This is a genomic window from Achromobacter sp. LC458 (assembly GCF_001005835.2).
Taxonomy (GTDB): Bacteria; Pseudomonadota; Gammaproteobacteria; order Burkholderiales; family Burkholderiaceae_B; genus Achromobacter; species Achromobacter spanius_B.
In genome coordinates this window covers 159,046-178,739 of the sequence record NZ_LBHW02000001.1, presented here as the reverse complement: position 1 = coordinate 178,739, position 19,694 = coordinate 159,046, and the positions used below count along the sequence as shown (strand labels likewise).

General features: G+C 64.1%; 17 protein-coding genes. 8 read left to right on the top strand and 9 right to left on the bottom strand.

Annotation, left to right across the window (positions count from 1 at the left end; genetic code table 11):
• Nucleotides 1-15: 15 nt before the first annotated feature.
• The 4 genes from acs to YH64_RS00800 form a co-directional block, all read right to left on the bottom strand.
• A complete protein-coding gene (gene acs, locus YH64_RS00815; RefSeq protein WP_143215204.1) occupies nucleotides 16-1,995 on the bottom strand; it encodes an acetate--CoA ligase in 1,980 nt (659 codons plus the stop codon).
• A 334-nt stretch (nucleotides 1,996-2,329) separates the two neighbouring features.
• Nucleotides 2,330-3,673, bottom strand: coding sequence for an MFS transporter (locus tag YH64_RS00810; RefSeq protein WP_143215203.1), 1,344 nt, complete (start codon nucleotides 3,671-3,673; stop codon nucleotides 2,330-2,332).
• Nucleotides 3,670-4,077 (bottom strand): heme-binding protein, encoded by a 408-nt coding sequence (locus YH64_RS00805; RefSeq protein WP_006218075.1) that lies wholly within the window; start codon nucleotides 4,075-4,077, stop codon nucleotides 3,670-3,672. Before YH64_RS00805 ends, YH64_RS00810 begins: the two co-directional genes overlap by 4 nt.
• A complete protein-coding gene (locus tag YH64_RS00800; protein ID WP_255444077.1) occupies nucleotides 4,074-6,002 on the bottom strand; it encodes a propionate--CoA ligase in 1,929 nt (642 codons plus the stop codon). Before YH64_RS00800 ends, YH64_RS00805 begins: the two co-directional genes overlap by 4 nt.
• A 247-nt stretch (nucleotides 6,003-6,249) precedes the next feature.
• Between YH64_RS00800 and YH64_RS00795 the strand changes: the two genes are divergently transcribed.
• Nucleotides 6,250-6,921 (top strand): C40 family peptidase, encoded by a 672-nt coding sequence (locus YH64_RS00795; protein WP_046802620.1) that lies wholly within the window; start codon nucleotides 6,250-6,252, stop codon nucleotides 6,919-6,921.
• A 227-nt stretch (nucleotides 6,922-7,148) separates the two neighbouring features.
• Here YH64_RS00795 and YH64_RS00790 read toward each other — a convergent pair whose 3' ends face one another.
• The 4 genes from YH64_RS00790 to YH64_RS00775 form a co-directional block, all read right to left on the bottom strand.
• Nucleotides 7,149-7,472: a DUF2325 domain-containing protein gene (locus YH64_RS00790; RefSeq protein ID WP_035212827.1), complete on the bottom strand. Its 324-nt coding sequence runs from the start codon at nucleotides 7,470-7,472 to the stop codon at nucleotides 7,149-7,151.
• 248 nt (nucleotides 7,473-7,720) lie between these two features.
• Nucleotides 7,721-8,665 carry a CysB family HTH-type transcriptional regulator gene (locus YH64_RS00785; RefSeq protein WP_006218069.1) on the bottom strand — a complete coding sequence of 315 codons (945 nt, stop codon included), beginning with the start codon at nucleotides 8,663-8,665 and terminating at the stop codon, nucleotides 7,721-7,723.
• Nucleotides 8,666-8,760: 95 nt separating this feature from the next.
• Nucleotides 8,761-10,254: a CoA-acylating methylmalonate-semialdehyde dehydrogenase gene (locus YH64_RS00780; protein WP_046802619.1), complete on the bottom strand. Its 1,494-nt coding sequence runs from the start codon at nucleotides 10,252-10,254 to the stop codon at nucleotides 8,761-8,763.
• A 96-nt stretch (nucleotides 10,255-10,350) separates the two neighbouring features.
• On the bottom strand, nucleotides 10,351-11,568 hold the full coding sequence (locus YH64_RS00775; RefSeq protein WP_046802618.1) for an ABC transporter substrate-binding protein: 1,218 nt from the start codon (nucleotides 11,566-11,568) through the stop codon (nucleotides 10,351-10,353).
• A 213-nt stretch (nucleotides 11,569-11,781) separates the two neighbouring features.
• Here YH64_RS00775 and YH64_RS00770 point away from each other — a divergent pair, with 213 nt between their 5' ends.
• Nucleotides 11,782-12,702, top strand: a complete 921-nt coding sequence (locus YH64_RS00770; RefSeq protein WP_046802858.1) for a LysR family transcriptional regulator — start codon at nucleotides 11,782-11,784, stop codon at nucleotides 12,700-12,702.
• Nucleotides 12,703-12,753: 51 nt separating this feature from the next.
• Here the strand turns inward: YH64_RS00770 and lptF are convergent, their stop codons facing one another.
• Complete coding sequence (gene lptF, locus YH64_RS00765) at nucleotides 12,754-13,863, bottom strand: LPS export ABC transporter permease LptF (RefSeq protein WP_120154287.1); 1,110 nt, start codon at nucleotides 13,861-13,863, stop codon at nucleotides 12,754-12,756.
• A 57-nt stretch (nucleotides 13,864-13,920) separates the two neighbouring features.
• Between lptF and YH64_RS00760 the strand changes: the two genes are divergently transcribed.
• From YH64_RS00760 to YH64_RS00735, 6 genes are all read left to right on the top strand, one after another.
• Entirely contained in the window at nucleotides 13,921-15,429 is a 1,509-nt protein-coding gene (locus YH64_RS00760) for a leucyl aminopeptidase (RefSeq protein ID WP_046802617.1), read from the top strand.
• A 22-nt stretch (nucleotides 15,430-15,451) separates the two neighbouring features.
• Nucleotides 15,452-15,922, top strand: a complete 471-nt coding sequence (locus tag YH64_RS00755; RefSeq protein WP_046802616.1) for a DNA polymerase III subunit chi — start codon at nucleotides 15,452-15,454, stop codon at nucleotides 15,920-15,922.
• Nucleotides 15,923-15,984: 62 nt separating this feature from the next.
• Entirely contained in the window at nucleotides 15,985-16,398 is a 414-nt protein-coding gene (locus YH64_RS00750) for a hypothetical protein (RefSeq protein ID WP_046802615.1), read from the top strand.
• A gap of 118 nt (nucleotides 16,399-16,516) precedes the next feature.
• Nucleotides 16,517-17,227, top strand: coding sequence for a Bax inhibitor-1/YccA family protein (locus tag YH64_RS00745; protein WP_006218060.1), 711 nt, complete (start codon nucleotides 16,517-16,519; stop codon nucleotides 17,225-17,227).
• Between the two features lie 69 nt (nucleotides 17,228-17,296).
• Nucleotides 17,297-18,214: an aldo/keto reductase gene (locus YH64_RS00740; protein ID WP_046802614.1), complete on the top strand. Its 918-nt coding sequence runs from the start codon at nucleotides 17,297-17,299 to the stop codon at nucleotides 18,212-18,214.
• A 4-nt stretch (nucleotides 18,215-18,218) separates the two neighbouring features.
• Nucleotides 18,219-19,607 carry an NTP/NDP exchange transporter gene (locus YH64_RS00735; RefSeq protein WP_255444056.1) on the top strand — a complete coding sequence of 463 codons (1,389 nt, stop codon included), beginning with the start codon at nucleotides 18,219-18,221 and terminating at the stop codon, nucleotides 19,605-19,607.
• The last annotated feature ends 87 nt before the right edge of the window (nucleotides 19,608-19,694 follow it).

The window sequence follows — 19,694 nt, the reverse complement described above, 5'->3', positions numbered from 1 at the left end:
GATGGCCGATCGTGCTTACAGCGGTTTGGCCAACTGTTCCAGAATGGCGGGGTTTTCAAGCGTGGAGACGTCCTGCGTGACTTCCTCGCCCTTGGCCACTACGCGCAGCAGGCGGCGCATGATCTTGCCCGAGCGGGTCTTGGGCAGGTTGTCGCCAAAGCGGATGTCCTTGGGCTTGGCGATCGGGCCGATTTCCTTGGCGACCCAGTCGCGCAGCTGCTTGGCGATGGCTTGCGCCTGTTCGCCTTCGGGGCGCGCCTGCTTGAGCACCACGAAGGCCACCACGGCTTCGCCCGTGGTGTCATCCGGGCGGCCCACCACGGCGGCTTCGGCCACCAGCTCGTGCGCCACCAGCGCCGATTCGACTTCCATCGTGCCCAGGCGGTGGCCCGACACGTTCAGCACGTCGTCGATGCGGCCCATGATCCAGAAATAGCCGTCCGCGTCGCGCTGCGCGCCGTCGCCGGCCAGGTAGTACCCGCGCAGTTCGGACGGGAAGTAGCTTTTCTTGAAGCGCTCGGGGTCGCCCCAGATGTTGCGGATCATGGCGGGCCACGGGCGCTTGATGACCAGGAAACCGCCATTGCCCTTTTCGACATCGCCACCGGTTTCATCCACGATGGCGGCAGCGATACCTGGCAGCGGCAGCGTGCACGAACCGGGCTTGGTGGGCGTGGCGCCCGGCAGCGGCGTGATCATGTGGCCGCCGGTTTCCGTCTGCCACCACGTGTCCACGATGGGGCAGCGTTCGCGGCCGATGTGCTTGTGATACCACATCCACGCTTCGGGGTTGATGGGTTCACCGACCGTGCCGATGATGCGCAGGCTGTCCAGGTCGTAGTTTTTGGGATGCGCCTCCGGCGTGGCTTCGGCGGCCTTGATCAGCGAACGGATCGCGGTGGGCGCCGTGTAGAACGTGGTGACCTTGTGGCGCGCGATCATGTCCCAGAAGCGGCCGGCGTTGGGATAGGTGGGCACGCCTTCGAACACCACCTGCGTCAGCCCGGCGGCCAGCGGGCCGTAGGTAATGTAGGTGTGGCCGGTAACCCAGCCCACGTCGGCGGTGCACCAGTAGACGTCGTCTTTACGGGCGTCAAAGGTCCACTTCACCGTCAGCAGCGCCCACAGCAGGTAACCGGCCGACGAGTGCTGCACGCCCTTGGGCTTGCCGGTGGAACCGGACGTGTACAGGATGAACAGCGGGTGTTCGGCGTTGACCGGCACGGGCTCGCAGGTGTCGGGCTGGTTGGCCTCGACATCGTGCATCCAGAGGTCGCGCGCCTCGTTCCATTGGACTTTGCCGCCGGTGCGGCGATACACGATCACCTTGGACACGGCTTCGCAGCCGCCCATGGCAATGGCGTCTTCCACGGCCGGTTTCAGCGGAATGGTCTTGCCGCCGCGCACCTGTTCGTCGGCGGTGATGACCAGCGATGCGCCCACGTCCACGATGCGCTCTTGCAGGCTCTTGGCGGAAAAGCCGCCGAACACCACCGAGTGCGTCACGCCCAGGCGCGCGCAGGCTTGCATCGCCACCACCGCTTCGATCGACATGGGCATGTAGATGATGGCGCGGTCGCCTTTCTTGTAGCCCAGGCCGGTCAGGCCATTGGCAAAGCGGCACACGCGCGCCAGCAGTTCGCGGTAGGTGACCTTGTTGACCGTGCCGTCATCGCCTTCGAAGATGATGGCGGTCTTGTCGGCGTTGCCGTTGGTCAGGTGCACGTCCAGGCAGTTGGCCGATACGTTCAGTTCACCGTCGCCGAACCAGCGGTAGAACGGCGCGTCGGATTCGTCCAGCACTTGCGTGAACGGCTTGGTCCATTTCAGATTGTCCCGGGCCTGACCGGCCCAGAAACCGTCGAAGTCGTTTTCAACCTGGGCGCACAGCGCGTTGTAGGCGTCCATGCTGGGAATCGCCGCTCCGTTGGCCGCGCGCTCGGGCGGCGGGAAAACGCGGGTTTCTACCAGGACGGACTCAATTGCTTTCGACATGATCTTGTCTCCAAACGGTGATTTTGTTGTTGATGCCGCTGTTTTCGCCTTGGCCGCCGCACCGCGGGCTTCACAAAGGAAGTGCGGCGCAGGGACAGTTTCTTTATCTACCCACCACCGTATCGCCACGCTCTTACGGGCACCTTACGCAAAATGCGGGCCAGAGCCCGCAATGCCGTATCCCGCAGTACCGCTGCAACCCGGCGGCATCGGCCATCAGGCCAACATGCCGGCAATCAACGCAAGGCATCGCACATCACGCGCGATGCCTTGAAGGCAGTGCATAAGGATAGCAGCCCAGCGGCGCCCCTGGCAGGCCGGCGGCCCGGCACATTCAGGCGGCGGGGCTGCGCGCCAAGCCGCGTTTCATGTCCACGCGCGACAACAGGGCGAGGCCGCCCACGAAGAACAGGCCAGTCACCAGGATGGCCAGACGATGATTGCCATCGGTGGCCCAGGTGACCACGCCGTAGGTCAGCGGCCCGATCACGGCGGCCAGCTGCACGGCAAAGGTCCATAGCGAATAGAACTCGGCCAGGCGACCAGCGGGGGCAAGCGCGCCTGTCATGGCACGGCCCGCGCTTTGGGTGGTGCCCATGCACAGCCCGGCCAGCGTGGCGGCCACCCAGAATACGGGCGCGGTCACGGCCGAATAAGCCACCAGCACCATCACGATCCAGCCGCCCAGGGTAATGGCCAGCGCCGGCTTGTGGCCGATGCGGTCTTGCACATAGCCGAACGAAAACGCGCCTACCGCCGCGCCGATGTTCACGGTGAACACCAGCAGCATGATTTGCGGCGTCGTGAAGCCCATGACTTCGGATGCATACACGGCGGCCAGCGTGATGACTACCGAAATGCCCGCCTGATAGCAGGCGATGCACATCAGCAGGCGACGGAATTCGGGAAAGTGCTGGCCGGTGTCGCGCCACGCGTAGGCCAGGCGGCGCAGCATGTGCAGCGCTTGCGGCTTGACGGTCTTGGGCCGTGCGCGCTCTTTCAGCAACAGGAAGGACGGCAGCGCCGCCAGCGCGAATACCGCGCAGGTCACAACGATGACCCAGGGCACGAAATGTTCGGCGGTCATGCCGTCGGCTTCGGCCGAGGTCACGACCAGCAGCGACAGGCCCAGGGTAAGCATCCCGCCGCAATAGCCGAAGCTCCAGCCCCATCCCGACACGCGACCCAGCGCGGCGGGCCGGGCCAGTTCGGGCAGGAATGCCGCCACCACGGATTCACCCACGCAGTAGCAATAGTTGGACACCACGATGGCGGCCAGCGCCAGCCATACATCGCCGGGGCCGGCTTGCGTCAAGACCAGCGTGGCGGCCACGCAGCCGATGGTGCTGGTATACAGCAGCCGACGCTTGCTGCCGCCGGCGTCGGCGCGCGCGCCCAGCGTGGGCATCGTCAACATGATGAGCAAATAGGACAGCGACAGCGCCGCGGTCCAGGCCAGCGTGGCCCACGGCGCCTTGCCGCCGACCACGCCAACAAAATAGGTGCTGAACACCGCCGTGAGAATGACGGTGGTATAGCCGGAATTGGCGAAGTCGTACATGGCCCAGGCCCAGACCTCGCGCTTGGCCACGCCGGGATTCAAGGCGCTGTCGCGCCCTGCTCCGGCGTCCGGCGTGGAACCGCCCGTGGGCGGTTCCGGCAATTGCGTCTGGCTCACAGGCCCAGCGCGGCAATGCCTGCTTGGGCGATCAGCACGTCTTCGGTCGACTTCACGCCCGACACGCCGACAGCGCCGACCACATGACCATTGACGGTGACCGGCACGCCGCCTTCCAGCATGCCTTCGATCAACGGGGCCGACAGGAACGACACGCGGCCGTTGTTGATCATTTCTTCGTAGATGCGCGACTCGCGGCGGCCCAGCGCAGCGGTCTTGGCCTTGGCCGGCGCGATGTGCGCCGAGATCGGGGCCGCGTCGTCCAGGCGCAGCATGCCAAGCAGGTGGCCACCGTCATCGACCACCGAGATGGTCACGGCCCACTTGTTCTGCACGGCGTGTGCTTCGGCCGCGGCGAGGATCTTCTTGACGTCTTCGGCGCTCAGCACGGGTTTGGTATTCATTGCAGCGACTCCTTGATCTGTTCCAGGGCGGATGGGTCTTCAATGGTCGTCAGGTCTCCGGGCTCGCGTCCTTCGCACACGGCGACGATCGCGCGGCGCAACACCTTGCCGGACCGGGTCTTGGGCAATGCGCCCACGAATCGGATCCGGGCGGGCCTTGCGACGGCGCCCAGCTGATCTTCCACCAGGCGCATGATATCGCCTTCCAGCTGCTTTGCCCCGGCGGGCGTGCCGGCCATGTCGGGATTCTTCAAGACCGCGAACGCCATGGCCACCTGCCCCTTCAACGGATCGGCCACGCCCACCACCGCGCATTCGGCGATGGCGCTGTGGCTGTTGACGGATTCTTCGATCTCGCGCGTGCCTAAACGGTGCCCTGCCACGTTGATCACGTCGTCCGTGCGGCCCAGGATGAACCAATAGCCATCGGCGTCCACGCGCCCCCAATCAAAGGTGGAATACACCTGCCGCCCCGGAATCGACGTGAAATACGTCTGCACGAAACGCGCATCGTCGCCCCAGATGGTGGACATGGCGCCGGGCGGCAGTGGCGGCACGATGGCCACCACGCCCTTTTCGTCCGGGCCCAGGTCTTCGCCCGTGGCCTCGCTGACGATGCGCGCGTCAAAACCGTAGACGGGAAAGGACGGGCTGCCGAACCGGGTCGGCACGTTCTCCACGCCCGGCTGCGCGGAAAGAATCGGCCAGCCGGACTCGGTCTGCCAGTAGTTGTCGATGATGGGCTTGCCCAGGCCTTGCGATATCCAGGTGGCAGTGGGCTCGTCCAGCGGCTCGCCGGCCAGGTACACCGCGCGCAGGGTGGACAGGTCATGGCGCTGGAGCAGCGCGGGGTCCTGGCGCTTGAGCACCCGCACGGCGGTAGGCGCCGAGAACAGCGTGTTGACCCCAAAGCGTTCCACCAACTGCCACAGAATGGCGCCGTCGGGGCGCACCGGCGTGCCTTCGTACAGCAGCGTGGTCTGCCCGCCGATAAGGGGGCCGTACACAATATAGGAATGCCCGACCACCCAGCCGATGTCGCTGGTGCAGAAAAAGGTGTCGCCCGCGCGACCGTTGAACAGATATTCCATGGACGAGGCCAGCGCCACGGCATAGCCGCCGGTGTCGCGCTGCACGCCCTTGGGCTTGCCGGTGGTGCCCGACGTATAGAGGATGTAGCTGGGTTCGGACGACTCCAGCCATTGCACCGGCACCCGGGCGCCGCGGTGGCGTTCGCGCAGCGTGGCGTAGTCATGGTCGCGTCCGGCCACGGGCTCGAAGGGCGACAGGCCCCGGTCAAACACCACGACCGAGGCAGGCGGGGATTTCGCCAGGCTCAGCGCCTTGTCCAGCAAGGGCTTGTAGGGCACCACCTTGCCGCCGCGCGAGCCGCCATCCGTGCAGACCACCACCTTGGGCGCCGCGTCGTCGATGCGCTGCGCCAGGTTGACCGACGCAAAGCCGCCGAACACCACCGAATGCACCGCGCCGATCCGCGCGCAGGCCAGCATGGTGAACACGGCTTCAGGCACCATGGGCATGTACAGCAACACGCGGTCGCCGCGCGTAACGCCCAGCTCCACGAGCATGGCGGCGGCCGCGTTGACCTCTTCGTAGACCTCCTGCCGGGTATAGATGCGTTCTTGGTCGACCTCGGTGGACACCCAGATCAGCGCGGGCTTGTCGCCCTGCGTGGGCAGCCACCGGTCGACGGCGTTGTAGCAAAGATTGGTCGTGCCGCCCACGAACCACTTGGCGAATGGCGGGCGCGAAAAATCCAGTACAGACTCAAAGGGCGTATCCCAATGCACACGCCCGGCCTCCTCGCGCCAGAACGCATCGCGGTCATGCAATGATCTGTAATGGAAATCCCGGGTTTTTTGCATTTGTGTCTCCTGGTATTGTTCGTACGCCTTAAGGCTGATTGATTTCTTAGCGAATCATTCGGTCATTCTGGTAGGCAAACCTTGCACGAGGCTTGCCACAAGTCAAAAAGTTCTGCCAAATGTCCACGCGGCATGGAACCATTACCGATCAGGCAATGATTGGTAATGAAAGTTTGGTAGAATCCCCGCGAAGTTGTAGATAATTGTTGATTCTGCTGACATTTCGGCCCGATCCACGGCTAATCCCGTGGCTTTTGCTGTCAAAAAGCAGGTCATCCCCAGGCGAATGCATCGACACTCCATAATCGCGCGATTAAATTCATCCACTGGCCAGGCAAAGCGCGGTCTGCGTACGCTCGCGTTGATGGCTTGTGTAGCGACCCTGGCAGGTTGTGCAGGTACCGGGCAAAAGTCAACCGCCCATACGTCCGAGATTGATCCGTACGAAATGGAATGGGTTGCCACCGCCGATGACCCCATCGGCCTCTTGGTAACGCAAAAGTTCAAGCGCGACCGCCAGCAAGCCGGCAAAGGCATCCATTCAGGTGTCAACGGCGACAACGCCATGGTCAGCGAAGCCCTTAACTACCTGGGCATCCGCTACCGCTTCGGCGGCAGTTCCCCCGACACCGGTTTTGATTGCAGCGGCCTGGTTGCCTATTCGGCAGAACGTTCGCTGGGCCTGAAGCTGCCCCGCAACGCCGCCGAAATCGCCCAGCAAGGCGTCTCGGTCGACAAAAACGAACTGAAAGCCGGCGATCTGGTCTTCTTCAACACGATGGGCCGCCGTTACTCGCACGTGGGCATCTACCTGGGCGATGACCGCTTCGTGCACTCGCCCAGCGCCGGTGGCGTGGTGCGTGTGGAAAGCATGACCATGGCCTACTGGACCAAGCGCTACAACGGCGCCCGCCGCCTGGACAACAGCCTGATGGCCTCTGCCCGCGCCGCGAACTGAGCGCAAGATCAATTCCTGATTTTCCGCCTCGGGCATCGTCACACAAAACGCCGTCCGGGCGCCATCCCCAAAAAAAAGAAAACGCCGCCAGACTTCTGTCTGGCGGCGTTTTTCATTATGCGTGCTTCAGTGCTTGGTGTTCATTGCTCTTTCCCGGCATGAAGGCCACAGGCCGTGTCGGCCTCCCCAGTATTTTTTGGTCCGGCGATGGCTGGCATTGCGGTGGTTCAGTGCACCGTACCCGCTCGCGGGCACAGGCCGCATTGTTGCAGGGCCTGCTGCATGCTGCATACCGAACGGCGACAAGCCACGACCCGGATGCCACCGCGCTGCGCGGCGTTGCGGAACGTCTTCATGACGTTGTGACCCAGGAAGTCGGTCAGCAAAATAACCAGTTGCGTGCCCGACGGCAGTTGTAGCGTCTTCTTCTGGTGCGAGGGGTCTCGGCCGCTGATGTGATGCGTGATCGAGATGTTGTGTCCTTTAAGCAGATCCGGGATATTTCCCAGGCGATCCGCGCCAACCACTACTGCACTGAGTCCTGCCGTCATGATGAACCTCACTGGTCGTTGAGCCTGGATGTAATGATAATGATTCCTATTTTTTAGTCAATTCAAATGAGATCGGTTCTTATTTAATTATTTATATGAACTAGCTGGAAGGGATAGCGAGATTTGTTCAAGCCCAGGGAACTCGCGGCTCTCCGGCCGGTCAGGGCTCGCGCTTGGCGGATGTTGCGCGCAAAAAAAAGCGCGCCGTCCAGAAGACGCCGCGCTTTTTTGTTGGTGCGAACTAAGGTCTATTTAGGCGCGCCCTGCACTGCTTCGGTCACGACCGCGCGCGTCAGCGACGGCGCCAGCATTTCCAGGAACGTGTAGACGTAGTCGCGCAGGAACACGCCGGACTTCACCCCCACCCGCGTCGTGTGCGTGCCGAACAGATGGCCCACCGGCAGCCCGACCAAGTTGGAATCGCGCCGGGGGTCGTACGCCACGCCGGCAATGATGCCGATGCCCAGGCCCACGTCCACATAGGTCTTGATCACGTCGGCATCGATGGCTTCCAGCACGATGTCGGGGTGGATGCCCTGGTTGGCGAACACCTCGTCGATGGTGCTACGGCCGGTAAACGCGCGGTCATACGTGACGATGGGGTGCTCGGCCAGTTGCGCCAGCGACAGGCGTTTGGCGGCGCTGGATGTCAGCTCGGCCAAGGGGTGATCCGGCCGCACGACAACGGTGTGCTCCCAGGCATAAACGGGCAGCGTGGCCAAGCCCGGCGTCAACGCCAGGGACTCGGTGGCCAGCGCCAGATCGGCTTGTTCGTGCAAGACCATTTCGGCCAACTGCGCGGGGCTGCCCTCGGCCAGGGACAAGTGCACTTTGGGAAACTGCTTGCGGAACGCGGGAATTACGCGCGGCAGCAGATAACGCGCCTGCGTGTGGGTGCAGGCAATGACCAGCCCGCCTTCGTCACGGCGCGCGAACTCGTCGCTGACTTTTTTCAGATTGTCGACTTCGCGCATGATGCGGTCGATAACCTGCGACACCGCCAGGCCCGGCTTGGTCAGGCCCTTGATGCGCTTGCCATGCCGTTCGAAGATCTTGATGCCCAGCTCGTCTTCGAATTCGATGATGGCCTTGGAGACTCCAGGTTGCGAGGTATAGAGCATCCGGGCGGCCTCGGTCAGGTTGAAGTCGCGCCGGATGGTTTCACGCACAAAACGAAATTGCTGGAGGTTCATACATTGGCCCTTAATAGATCGGCCAATTATAAGTAATAAGGACGCCTCATCATATAACTTATTCGTATAAGCTTAGGAGCAAGGCGTCCCCCCTTTCAGCGCATCGAAATGGTGGTGTTCACCGTCTTGGCATGCGCGGACCAGCGCGCCGTGACCGTCTTGGTCTGCGTCCAGAACTGCACCGCCTGCTTGCCGTTGGGGCCCAGGTCGCCCAGCTTGGAACCGCGCGATCCGGTGAAGCTGAACCACGCCACCGGCACGGGGATCGGCACGTTGATGCCCACCTGGCCGACGTCGATATTGTTCTGGAAGTAGCGCGCCGCGCCCCCATCCTGCGTGAACAGCGCCACACCGTTGCCGTTGGGGTTGCGGTTGATGAAGGCGACCGCGTCTTCCAGCGTTTCCACGCCAACGCAGCACAGGACCGGCCCGAAAATTTCTTCGGTGTAGATGGTCATGTTCTCCGAAACGCCGTCAAAAATCGTGGGGCCCACGAAGTTGCCTTCTTCAAAGCCCTTCACCTTCAGGTTGCGGCCGTCCAGCAGCAGCTTGGCGCCTTCGTCCACGCCCTTTTGAATCAGGCTTTCCACGCGCTTCTTGGCATTGGGCGACACCAGCGGGCCCAGATCGGCTTCGCGGTCGGTGCCCGAATTGACCTTGAGCTTTTTCGAGCGCTCGACAAAGTCCGGCAGCCAATTGCGCGCGTCGCCCACCAGCACGGCCACCGACGAGGCCATGCAACGCTGGCCCGCCGCGCCAAAGGCCGCGCCCACCAGCTGGTTCAGCGCCACTTCGGGGTCGGCATCCGGCAGGATCACGCAATGGTTCTTGGCGCCCATCATCGACTGGCAGCGCTTGCCGGCGGCCGATGCGCGGTTGTAGATCTCGGTGCCCACGCGGGTCGACCCGATGAACGACACCGCCTTGATGTCCGGGTGTTCGCACAGGCCGTTGGCCGTATCCGGGCCGCCGTGCACCACGTTCAGCACGCCCGGGGGCAGGCCGGCTTCCAGGGCCAGCTGCGCCAGGAACAACGAGGACGTCGGGTCCTGTTCAGAAGGTTTCAGCACGAAGCTGTTGCCGCACGCCACCGCGATGGGGAACATGAAGCACGGCAGCATCACGGGGAAGTTGAACGCGGTGATACCCGCGCACACGCCCAGCGGCTGGATCAGCGTGTAGACGTCGATACCCGACGCGGCATTTTCAGCGTACTCGCCCAATTGCAGGTTGGCGATCGAGCAGGCGTGCTCGACCACTTCCAGGCCACGGCCGATCTCGCCTTCTGCGTCGGGCAGCGTCTTGCCGTGTTCACGCGTGATCATCTCGGCCAGCTTGCCGGTGTTGGCGCGCAGCAGTTCCTGGAATTTCAGCATGACGCGCATGCGCGCGCCCTGGCCGCTGTTGCGCCAGGTCTTGAAGGCTTCCTTGGCATTGGAGACGGCCAGGTCCAGCTCTTCGCGCGTGGCGAAGGGCACCTTGGCAACGACTTCCTGGGTGGCGGGGTTGATCACGTCACGCCATTCGGTGGATTTGGACTGCACGAGCTTGCCGCCGATCAATAGCGGAACGCGGGGGACTTCACTCATTTGATGCTCCTCACACTGCGTAGTCGATGCGGATGAATCCGCGTTCATGGATCTTGCAACGCGCCTGCCAGGCAAGGGCCGGGCAGGCGCGCCCGGTTATTTCTTCACCAGCGGGCAGGTCGAGTCGGCCAGTGGCTGAAAGGCTTCGGCCGCCGGAATGGTGGCCACCAGCTTGGAATAGTCCCAGCCGCCCTTGGAATCCGCGGGCTTCTTCACTTCGTACAGGTACATGTCGTGGATCACGCGGCCGTCGGGCCGGATCGATGCGTTGCGCATGATCGGATCCTTGATGGGCAGTTCGCGCATCTTGTCGGCCACGACCTTGCCATCGGTGCTGCCGGCCGCCGCCGTGGCGCGCAGGTAATGCAGCACGCTGGAATACACGCCCGCTTGCGTCATCGTCGGCTTCAAGCCCCGGAAGGCTTTTTCGAAACGCGTGGACCACTGCCGCGACGCGTCGTCATAGTCCCAATAAAAGCCGTCCACATAGGACAAACCTTGCGCGCTTTCCAGGCCCAGCGCCCGCAGATCCGACAAGAAAATCAGCAGCGACACCAGGCGCTGCCCGCCCGACACGATGCCGAATTCGCGCGCCTGCTTGACGGCGTTGACGGTGTCCTGCCCGCCGTTGGCCAATGCCACCACCTGCGCCTTCGAGCTTTGCGCCTGCAACAGGTACGAGGCAAAATCCGGCGCGTTCAAGGGATGCCGCACACTGCCGGCCACCGTGCCGCCCAGCGCCTTCACAGCCTTGACCGTGTCGGCTTCCAGCGAATGGCCAAACGCGTAGTCCACCGTGATGAAGTACCAGGACTTGCCGCCCGCCCGCACCGTGGCCTTGGCGCCACCGGCCGATTGCGAATACGTGTCGAACATCCAGTGAAAGCCGACGGGCGAGCATTCCTTGTTGGTCAGCGCCGTCGTGGCCGGACCCGAGAACATCACCACCTTGTTCTTTTCGCGCGCGATGCCTTGCACGGCCAGCGCCACCGCCGAATTGGTCAGGTCGGCAATGGCCGTGACGCCATCGCGGTCGAACCATTCGCGCGCTTTCGCGGCGCCCACGTCCGCCTTGTTCTGGTTGTCGGCCGACACCAGTTCGATCTTCATGCCCTTGCATTCCGCGGCCAGGCAGTCATCGATGGCCAACTGCGCCGCCGCCACCGAACCGGGCCCGCCCATCCCGGCATACGTGCCGGACATGTCCGTCAGGATGCCGATTTTCACTGGCGGCTTGTCGGCCGCTTGCGCCTGGCTTACCAATATTGCGCCCAGACACAAGCCTGCGGCCAGCCCGCGTGCGTGCAATTTCATGGATTTGTCTCCTGAGTGTTATGCGCTGATTGATAGCGTGATGCCGTCTTTGCGGCCTGCGACTCCCAGGGCAATGCCCCGAGGCCTGCCGGCCCAGTGTAGATGTGTGAAAATCAACAAGCAACACCAGAAATGCACATTCCTTGTGCATTAATGCACAGCGCAAAAAGGCCGCCCCAAGCCCGTGGGCGCGCGGATCCGGAGATCGAAATCGTGTTGGATTGGGACAGCCTGCGGTACTTCCTGGAGGTGGCCCGCACCCAGCGGGTCAGCGCGGCCGCGCGCAAACTCGGGGTCGAGCACACCACCGTGTCGCGCCGCATCCGCGCGCTAGAAACCGAACTGGATACCCTGCTGTTCGAAAAGTCGCGCAGTGCGGGGTTTGTGCTGACGGACGATGGCCAGCGCCTTTTCGTTCACGCCGAGCAGATGGAAAGCACGGTGCACACCGCGCGCGAGAACTTGTCGGGCATCGGCCAGGCCCTGTCCGGCCATTTGCGTATCGGCGCCACCGAGGGCTTTGGCAGTTATGTGCTGACGCCGCTGGCGGCGGACTTCCAGCGGCGCTATCCCCACATCACCTTGGACATTTTGCCCGTGCCGCGCTTTGTCAGCCTGTCCAAGCGCGAAGCGGATCTGGCCATCACCATTGAACGGCCGCAGCGCGGCCCCTACGTGTGCAGCAAGCTGTGCGACTACACGCTGCGCCTATACGGCACGCCGGGTTATCTGGCCCGCCACGCCCCCATCGAGACGCGCGCCGACCTGGCGCATCACACCTTCATCGGCTATGTGGACGAACTGCTGTTCAGTGAACGCCTGCGTTACCTGGAAGATGTGCTGCCCGCCAGCAATGTGGTGCTGCGCAGCACCAGCGTGGTCGCGCAGTACCACGCCGCGCTACAGGGCCAGTCGCTGGCGGTGCTGCCCTGCTTTATCGCCGCCCAGGACCCGCGCCTGAAGCCGGTGCTTCAGACCGAAATCGAAATCACGCGATCGTTCTGGATGTATTGCCACGAAGACCTGCGCAAGCTCAAGCGCGTGACGGTGCTGTGGGAATTCATCCGCAAATCGGTGCTGAAAAACGCCGACCTGCTGGCGGGCAAGCGCGGCACGATGAAGTACCTGCCCTGACGCGAAGCGGGGGCCAGATAGGCCCCCGCTTCGTTGCAGCGTTATCGGCACTCAGGCCGGCTTGGCGTCCTTGGGTGCCTTGACCCGCAGGCGGCGCATCAGCAGGAACACGGTCAGCATCGCCACCGCGCCGTGAATCGCCCACACCCCCACGCCGAAACTGAGCTTGCCGTTGGAAATCCAGGCGCGCGACAGGTTGATCAGGTTCATATAGAGCAAGCCAACCAGGCCTGCGATCAACAGATCGCCCGAACGGCCCAGGCGCGGGTTCACCGCCCCGAGCGGGATCGCCAGTAGCGCCAGGTTCAGCGCGGCCAAAGGCAATGAAATGCGCCACATCACCTGCGACCAGCTGCTGTTCGTGTTGTCCGCCACCAGTTGCATCGTGGCACGGGCTTTCGACGAGCGCTCGGCCGCGGCACGCGCTTCGCCGATCGGGTCGTCACCGGCCTTGCTTTCCAGGCGCAGACCATATTTGTTGAAATGCACCAGGCGGATTTCGGGCGTGCCCGGCTTCAGGTCGTAGCGATGGCCTTCGCCCAGCACCAGGAAGCGGTCGCCATTGGGCAGCGTTTCGCTGTGCGCGCTGCTGGCCGTCAAGACGCTCAGCCACTCAGGGCCGGTTTCACGCGCGAACACGTTGCCCAATTCATCCGTCGGCGTAACCGGGTCTTCAGAGAAAAATACGCGATTGCCGCCCGACGATTCGGCGAACTGCCCCGCCGTGACCTTGGACAGATCCGAGCGCTGCTCGAAGCGTTCATGGTATTCGCCGATTTGCCGATACGCCCAGGGCGCGGCCACCAGCGTCAAGCCCGCCACGGCCAGCGCCACAGGCACGGCAACGCGCAGAACGGGCTTTAACCAGTCGGCCAATGACAAGCCGCTGGCAAACCACACCACCATTTCGGATTCGCGGTAATTGCGCGTGACGGTCGTCAGCACGGCAATGAAGATCGACACGGCCAGGATGGTCGGCAAGGCGGTGATCGTGGACAGCGCGGCCAGCACCAGGACGACGTCGGCTCCGATGTTGCCGCCCGCTGCTTCACCCAGCAGGCGCACAAGAAGCACGCTGAGCCACACGATGAGCAACGTGGAAAAGACAACGCCAGCGTGACTGGTGATCTCGCTGACGACAGAGCGTTTAAATAGAGACATGGGAGAATATGCGGGATAATCGACCGCATCATACACAGACGCACACGGGAAACCCTCATGGAATTTAGCACACAGACCACTGCTTCCCTGCACCAGGTTAAAACCGCCGCCCTGGCTGTCGGGGTGTACGCGGACGGCGTGTTGAGCCCCGCCGCGGACATCATCGACCGCGCTTCCAACGGCGCCGTGCGCGCCGTGGTCAAGACCGAGTTCCGCGGCCGCGCCGGTTCCACGCTGACGCTGCGCACCCTGCCCGGCGTGACCGCGCAGCGCGTGGTGCTGGTGGGCCTGGGCAAGCAGGAAGAGTATTCGGCCCGCGCCCACGCGTCGGCTGAACAGGCATTCGCCTCGGTCTGCGTGGCTGCGCAACTGACGGAAGGCGTGTCCACGCTGGCCGCCAACCCCATTGCCGACGTCGCCATCATTGCCCGCGCCCGCAGCGCCGCCATCGCGGCCGGCGGCGCCACCTATCATTACGACGCCAGCTTCGGCAAGCCTGATCGCGACGCCCGCCCAAAACTCAAGAAGATCGTGCAGATCGTCGAGCGCGCCGACGCCGCCCAGGCCCAGAAGGGCCTGCGCGAAGGCGCGGCCATCGCCAACGGCATGGAGCTGACCCGCACCCTGGGCAACCTGCCCGGCAACATCTGCACGCCCACCTACCTGGGCGACACGGCCAAGCGCCTGGCGCGCGAATTCAAGTCGCTGAAAGTCGAAGTGCTGGACCGCAAGCAGGTCGAAGCGCTGGGCATGGGTTCGTTCCTGTCGGTGGCTCGCGGCTCGGCCGAAGCGTTGCGCTTCATCGTGCTGCGCCACGCCGGCGCCAAGGCCGCCAAGAAAGGCGCCAAGAATGCGCAAGGCCCGATCGTGCTGGTCGGCAAGGGCATCACGTTCGACGCCGGCGGCATCTCGCTCAAGCCCGCCGCCACCATGGACGAAATGAAGTACGACATGTGCGGCGCAGCCAGCGTGTTGGGCTCGTTCCGCGCCCTGGCAGAGCTGGAACTGCCGCTTGACGTCGTCGGCCTGATCCCCGCCTGCGAAAACCTGCCGAGCGGCACCGCCAACAAGCCGGGCGACGTCGTCACCAGCATGGCCGGCCTGACCATCGAAATCCTGAACACCGACGCCGAAGGCCGCCTGGTCCTGTGCGACGCCCTGACCTACGCCGAACGCTTCAAGCCGGCGGCCGTCATCGACATCGCCACGCTGACCGGTGCCTGCGTCGTTGCCCTGGGCAACGTCAACAGCGGCCTGTTCTCCAAGGACGACGCCCTGGCCGACGCCCTGGCGGCTGCCGGCCGCAAGTCGCTGGACACGGCATGGCGCATGCCGATGGACGACGCCTACCAAGATCAGCTGAAGTCCAACTTTGCCGACCTGGCCAACATCGGCGGCCCCCCGGCCGGCGCGGTCACCGCCGCCTGCTTCCTGTCGCGCTTTGCCAAGGCTTACCCGTGGGCGCACTTGGACATCGCCGGCACCGCCTGGCGCGGCGGCAAGGACAAGGGCGCTACGGGCCGCCCCGTGCCGCTGCTGATGCAATACCTGCTGGATCAGGTTTGAAACCTTCGCAACGGAAACGGGCATGACGCGGATCGATTTCGCCTTCGGCGCGCCCGACCGCTTGCGCATGGCCTGCCAGGTCGTGCGCAAGCAATTTTTGGCGGGCCAGCGGCTGGTGGTGTACTGTAAAGACGGCTCGCGGCTGGCCGCTTTCGACCGCATGCTGTGGGCGTTCGACGACACCGCCTTCATCCCGCACGTGCTGGCCAACGACCCCCTGGCGCCTGAAACGCCGGTTGTGCTGACCGCAGGCGATCCGCAGCAGGCCGCCCAGGCGGCCCAACCCAACGCGGGTGCCGACGCGCCCGCGCTGTGGCTGCTGAATCTGGACAACGACAGCCCGCCGGGTTTCGACACCTTCGAACGCGTGCTTGAAATCGTGTCGGACGACCCTGACGACAAGCAGGCCGCTCGCCAGCGCTGGCGCACGTACCAGAACGCAGGCCATACGCCGCAAAGCCACGATCTCAGCCGCCAACAGGCCGGCGGTTGACCCGCCCAATCCGTCCGGTGGGCCCTGCGCCCACTGCGGCAATCTGATATTCGGGAGCCCCCATGCCCTCTCGCCCCAACGACCCTGGCATTCCCACCCTGACTCAACGGGCCGAACCGACGTTGTACGCGCCGCCGGCCCCTGCCGATGAGCCCGACGCCCCGGTGCTGACCGAGCTGGCCGACGACGCCGGCGCTGCCGACCCCGACGACGCCTTCCCCTTGCTGACGGACATCGCCGACGACAACGGGCAGGACTGGAACGTGGATGAAGCGCCCGCCGTTCATTCGGCCGCCACGCAAGCTTCCGCTGCCGCGCTGCCTGACCCGTCGGTCGTGACGGCCCGCCTGCAAGCCGAAGTCGAACAGCTGATGCGCCGCGCGCTGGCCGACGCCATCGAGCAGATCCAGACGCGCATGGACGCTGAATTACCGGGTATCGTTTCCCGGGTATTGAATGAAGTCCGACCCGGCTGAAACCGGCACTTTGCCGCAGGTGTAAATCTTCCAAAAACTGGATTCTTCAGGGAACTGTAAGGTATCCTTCCCATCTAAGCTTTCAAGCTATCTTTTTTGGCGCATACAGGAGTTCTCCATGAACGAATATCGTCCGTCCCCTTTTAATCGTTCCGGCGCAGTCGCTGGCGCGCCGGGCGAGGTCGCTCGCAACCAGGTCCTGCGCAACACTTATTGGCTCTTGGCCCTATCGCTGATTCCCACGGTGCTGGGTGCGGCGGTCGGCATGTACACCGGCATCAACCGCGTCATGGGCGCCAGCCCGGGCCTGTCCGCCATCGTCTTCCTGGTGGGCGCGTTCGGCATGATGTTCGCCATCGAGAAAAACAAGAACAACTCGATGGGCGTGGTGCTGCTGCTGGCCTTCACGTTCTTCATGGGCATCATGCTGTCGCGCCTGTTGGGCTTCGTCATGGGGTTCAGCAACGGCTCGCAGCTGGTCATGACGGCGTTCGGCGGCACGGCAATCGTGTTCGGCACGATGGCCACGCTGGCCACCACCATCAAGCGCGATTTGTCCGGCATGCAGAAGTTCCTGTTCATCGGCGCGGTCGTGATCCTGATCGCGGCGCTGGCGAACATCTTCCTGCAACTGCCCGCGCTGATGCTGACCATCTCGGTCATGGCCATCCTGGTGTTCTCGGCCTTCATGCTGGTTGACCTGCAACGCGTGGTCAATGGTGGTGAAACCAACTACGTGTCGGCCACCCTGGCCATCTACCTGGACGTCTACAACGTCTTCTCGAACCTGCTGATGCTGCTGGGCATCTTCGGCGGCAACCGCGAGTAATCGCGCACCGCCAGTCCGGTCCAAAGGCCTACATTCACGTGTAGGCCTTTTTCTTTTGGAGCGCTACCGATGCAAGACCGCCGCCGCTTCCTCCAGACCGCCGCTTGCGCCGCCCTGCTGGGGCCAGCGGGCGCCGTGCAAGCACTCAGCATGAAGCAAGCCATGTTGACCCGCGCCATTCCGTCCTCCAAAGAGCAGATTCCGGTGATCGGCCTGGGCACGGCGGACACCTTCAACGCGTCGCCCGATGACCCCGCCGCCATGGCACCGCTGGCGCAGGTGCTGGAGGTGTTCACCAAAGAAGGCGGCACGCTGATCGACACCGCCCCCAGCTACGGCCAGGCCGAGGCCGTGGTGGGCGCACTGCTGGCCCGCCAGGCCGCCACGGCGCCCCCGTACTTTCTGGCCACGAAGATCGGCGCGCAAGGGCGGGAGGCCGCGATGGGCCAGATCCGCGAGTCCCAACGGCGCTTGAGGCGTGACAAGCTGGACCTGATCCAGGTGCACAACCTGATCGACACCCGCAACCAACTGGCCCTGCTGCGCGAACTGAAGCAGCAAGGCGTCACGCGCTACATCGGCATCACGCACTACACGGACTATGCCCATGACGAGCTGACCGAACTGGTCGAACGCGAAAAGCCCGACTTTCTTCAGGTGAACCTGTCCGTGGGCGCCCGCAGCGCCGAAAAGCGCCTGTTGCCGGCCTGCCAGGCCAACGGCGTGGCGGTGCTGATCAACCGCCCGTTCCAGGACGGCGCGCTCTTTCGGCAGGTCAAGGGGCGCCCCCTGCCCGCTTTGGCCGCAGAAATCGGCTGCACCTCCTGGGCACAGATCTTTCTGAAATTCATCATCGGGCATCCGGCCGTCACCGCCGTCATCCCCGCCACGTCCAAGCCCGCCAACATGGCGGACAACGCGCTGGCCGGGTTCGGGCGGCAGCCCGACGCCGCGCTGCGCGACCGCATCGCGGCCCTGCTGGCTTAAGGCCATGGCCTGGGCCGGGCTTGAGCCCGCGCGCGCGCGCATTGCACGAACGCTGGGCATCCAGGACGCCGACATCGCCCCGGCCGCCTGCGGCTTCGCGTTCTTTTTCTTTTTGTTCTGCGGCTATTTCATGCTGCGCCCCATCCGCGAAACCATGGGGATCCAGGCGGGCGTCAACCAGCTGCAATGGCTGTTCACCGCCACCTTTGTCGCCACGCTGGCGGTCGTGCCGATGTTTGGCGCCCTGTCCGCCCGCGTCCCGCGCGCCACCTTGCTGACCTGGGTGTACAGCATTTTTGCGCTGACCATGGCGGGCTTCGCGGCCCTGTTGTACCTGCAACCGGGCAGCGTCTGGGCGGCGCGTGCATTCTATGTGTGGCTGTCGGTCTTCAACCTGTTCGTGGTGTCGATCGCCTGGAGCTTGATGGCGGACGTGTTCCGGATGGACTCCGCCAAACGCCTCTTTGCGCTGATTGCCGCGGGGGCCAGCGCGGGCGGGTTGTGCGGCCCGTTGCTGGGCGCCCTGCTGGCCGGCGCGCTGGGCCCGGCCGGCTTGCTGCTGTTATCGGCGCTGCTGCTGACCGCCACGCTGCCGCTCAAACAATGGTTGTTGCGCTGGCGGGCCGCCACACGCCCCGAGACCGGGCGGCAAGACATGCAGCGTCCCATCGAAGGCGCGCTGCTAGCCGGCATCCTGCGCATTTTCCAGTCGCGCTATCTGCTTGGCATTTCGCTGCTGGTGGTGTTGCTGGCCACGCTGAACACCTTTCTGTACATGGAGCAGGCGCGCCTGGTGGCCGATACCTTTCCCGACACGGCCCAGCGCATCCGCGTGTTCAGCGCGCTGGACGTTACCGTGCAGACGCTGGCGCTGCTGTCGCAGCTGTTCATCACGGGTCGCGTGGCCACCCGGCTGGGGGTGCGCTTTCTGTTGACGGCGGTGCCGCTGGCGGTGGGGCTGTCGTTCCTGTTCCTTGCCGCGTTTCCGGTCTTTGGCGTCCTGGCCGCCGCGATGATCCTGCGCCGTGCCGGCGAATATGCGCTGATCCGGCCGGGCCGCGAAATGCTGTTCACGGCGGTGCCTGCCGAAGACAAATACAAAACCAAGAACGTCATCGATACGGTCGTCTACCGGGGCGGCGACGCGGCCAGCGGATGGGTCAAGGCCGGCGTCGACATGCTGGGCCATGGCGCGGCGCTGATCGCGCTGCTGGGCGCCGCGGTGGCGCTGGGCGCGGCCGCCGTCGGCTATGGGCTGGGCAAGCGGGCGGATGCCAGGCCTTGGCAGGACCAAGACAAGGACAACAACAAGGACAACGGCAACGACAAGGACAACGACAAGGACAACGGCAACGACAAGGACAACGACAAGGACAAGGGTCAAATCCCTTAGGTTTTCTTGAACACCCATGTTATTGAAGCAAACGGATTCTTTGGGCCTGCCGCGCACAATGGCGCAGCTCTCAACGCCTGGGGAATC

What these genes read in the sequence shown, in the direction of transcription:
- acs (WP_143215204.1), bottom strand. Translation starts at nt 1,995, where the DNA reads ATGTCGAAAGCAATTGAGTCCGTCCTGGTAGAAACCCGCGTTTTCCCG.
- YH64_RS00805 (WP_006218075.1), bottom strand. Translation starts at nt 4,077, where the DNA reads ATGAATACCAAACCCGTGCTGAGCGCCGAAGACGTCAAGAAGATCCTC.
- YH64_RS00795 (WP_046802620.1), top strand. Translation starts at nt 6,250, where the DNA reads ATGCATCGACACTCCATAATCGCGCGATTAAATTCATCCACTGGCCAG.
- YH64_RS00790 (WP_035212827.1), bottom strand. Translation starts at nt 7,472, where the DNA reads ATGACGGCAGGACTCAGTGCAGTAGTGGTTGGCGCGGATCGCCTGGGA.
- YH64_RS00785 (WP_006218069.1), bottom strand. Translation starts at nt 8,665, where the DNA reads ATGAACCTCCAGCAATTTCGTTTTGTGCGTGAAACCATCCGGCGCGAC.
- YH64_RS00780 (WP_046802619.1), bottom strand. Translation starts at nt 10,254, where the DNA reads ATGAGTGAAGTCCCCCGCGTTCCGCTATTGATCGGCGGCAAGCTCGTG.
- YH64_RS00775 (WP_046802618.1), bottom strand. Translation starts at nt 11,568, where the DNA reads ATGAAATTGCACGCACGCGGGCTGGCCGCAGGCTTGTGTCTGGGCGCA.
- lptF (WP_120154287.1), bottom strand. Translation starts at nt 13,863, where the DNA reads ATGTCTCTATTTAAACGCTCTGTCGTCAGCGAGATCACCAGTCACGCT.
- YH64_RS00760 (WP_046802617.1), top strand. Translation starts at nt 13,921, where the DNA reads ATGGAATTTAGCACACAGACCACTGCTTCCCTGCACCAGGTTAAAACC.
- YH64_RS00755 (WP_046802616.1), top strand. Translation starts at nt 15,452, where the DNA reads ATGACGCGGATCGATTTCGCCTTCGGCGCGCCCGACCGCTTGCGCATG.
- YH64_RS00750 (WP_046802615.1), top strand. Translation starts at nt 15,985, where the DNA reads ATGCCCTCTCGCCCCAACGACCCTGGCATTCCCACCCTGACTCAACGG.
- YH64_RS00745 (WP_006218060.1), top strand. Translation starts at nt 16,517, where the DNA reads ATGAACGAATATCGTCCGTCCCCTTTTAATCGTTCCGGCGCAGTCGCT.
- YH64_RS00740 (WP_046802614.1), top strand. Translation starts at nt 17,297, where the DNA reads ATGCAAGACCGCCGCCGCTTCCTCCAGACCGCCGCTTGCGCCGCCCTG.
- YH64_RS00735 (WP_255444056.1), top strand. Translation starts at nt 18,219, where the DNA reads ATGGCCTGGGCCGGGCTTGAGCCCGCGCGCGCGCGCATTGCACGAACG.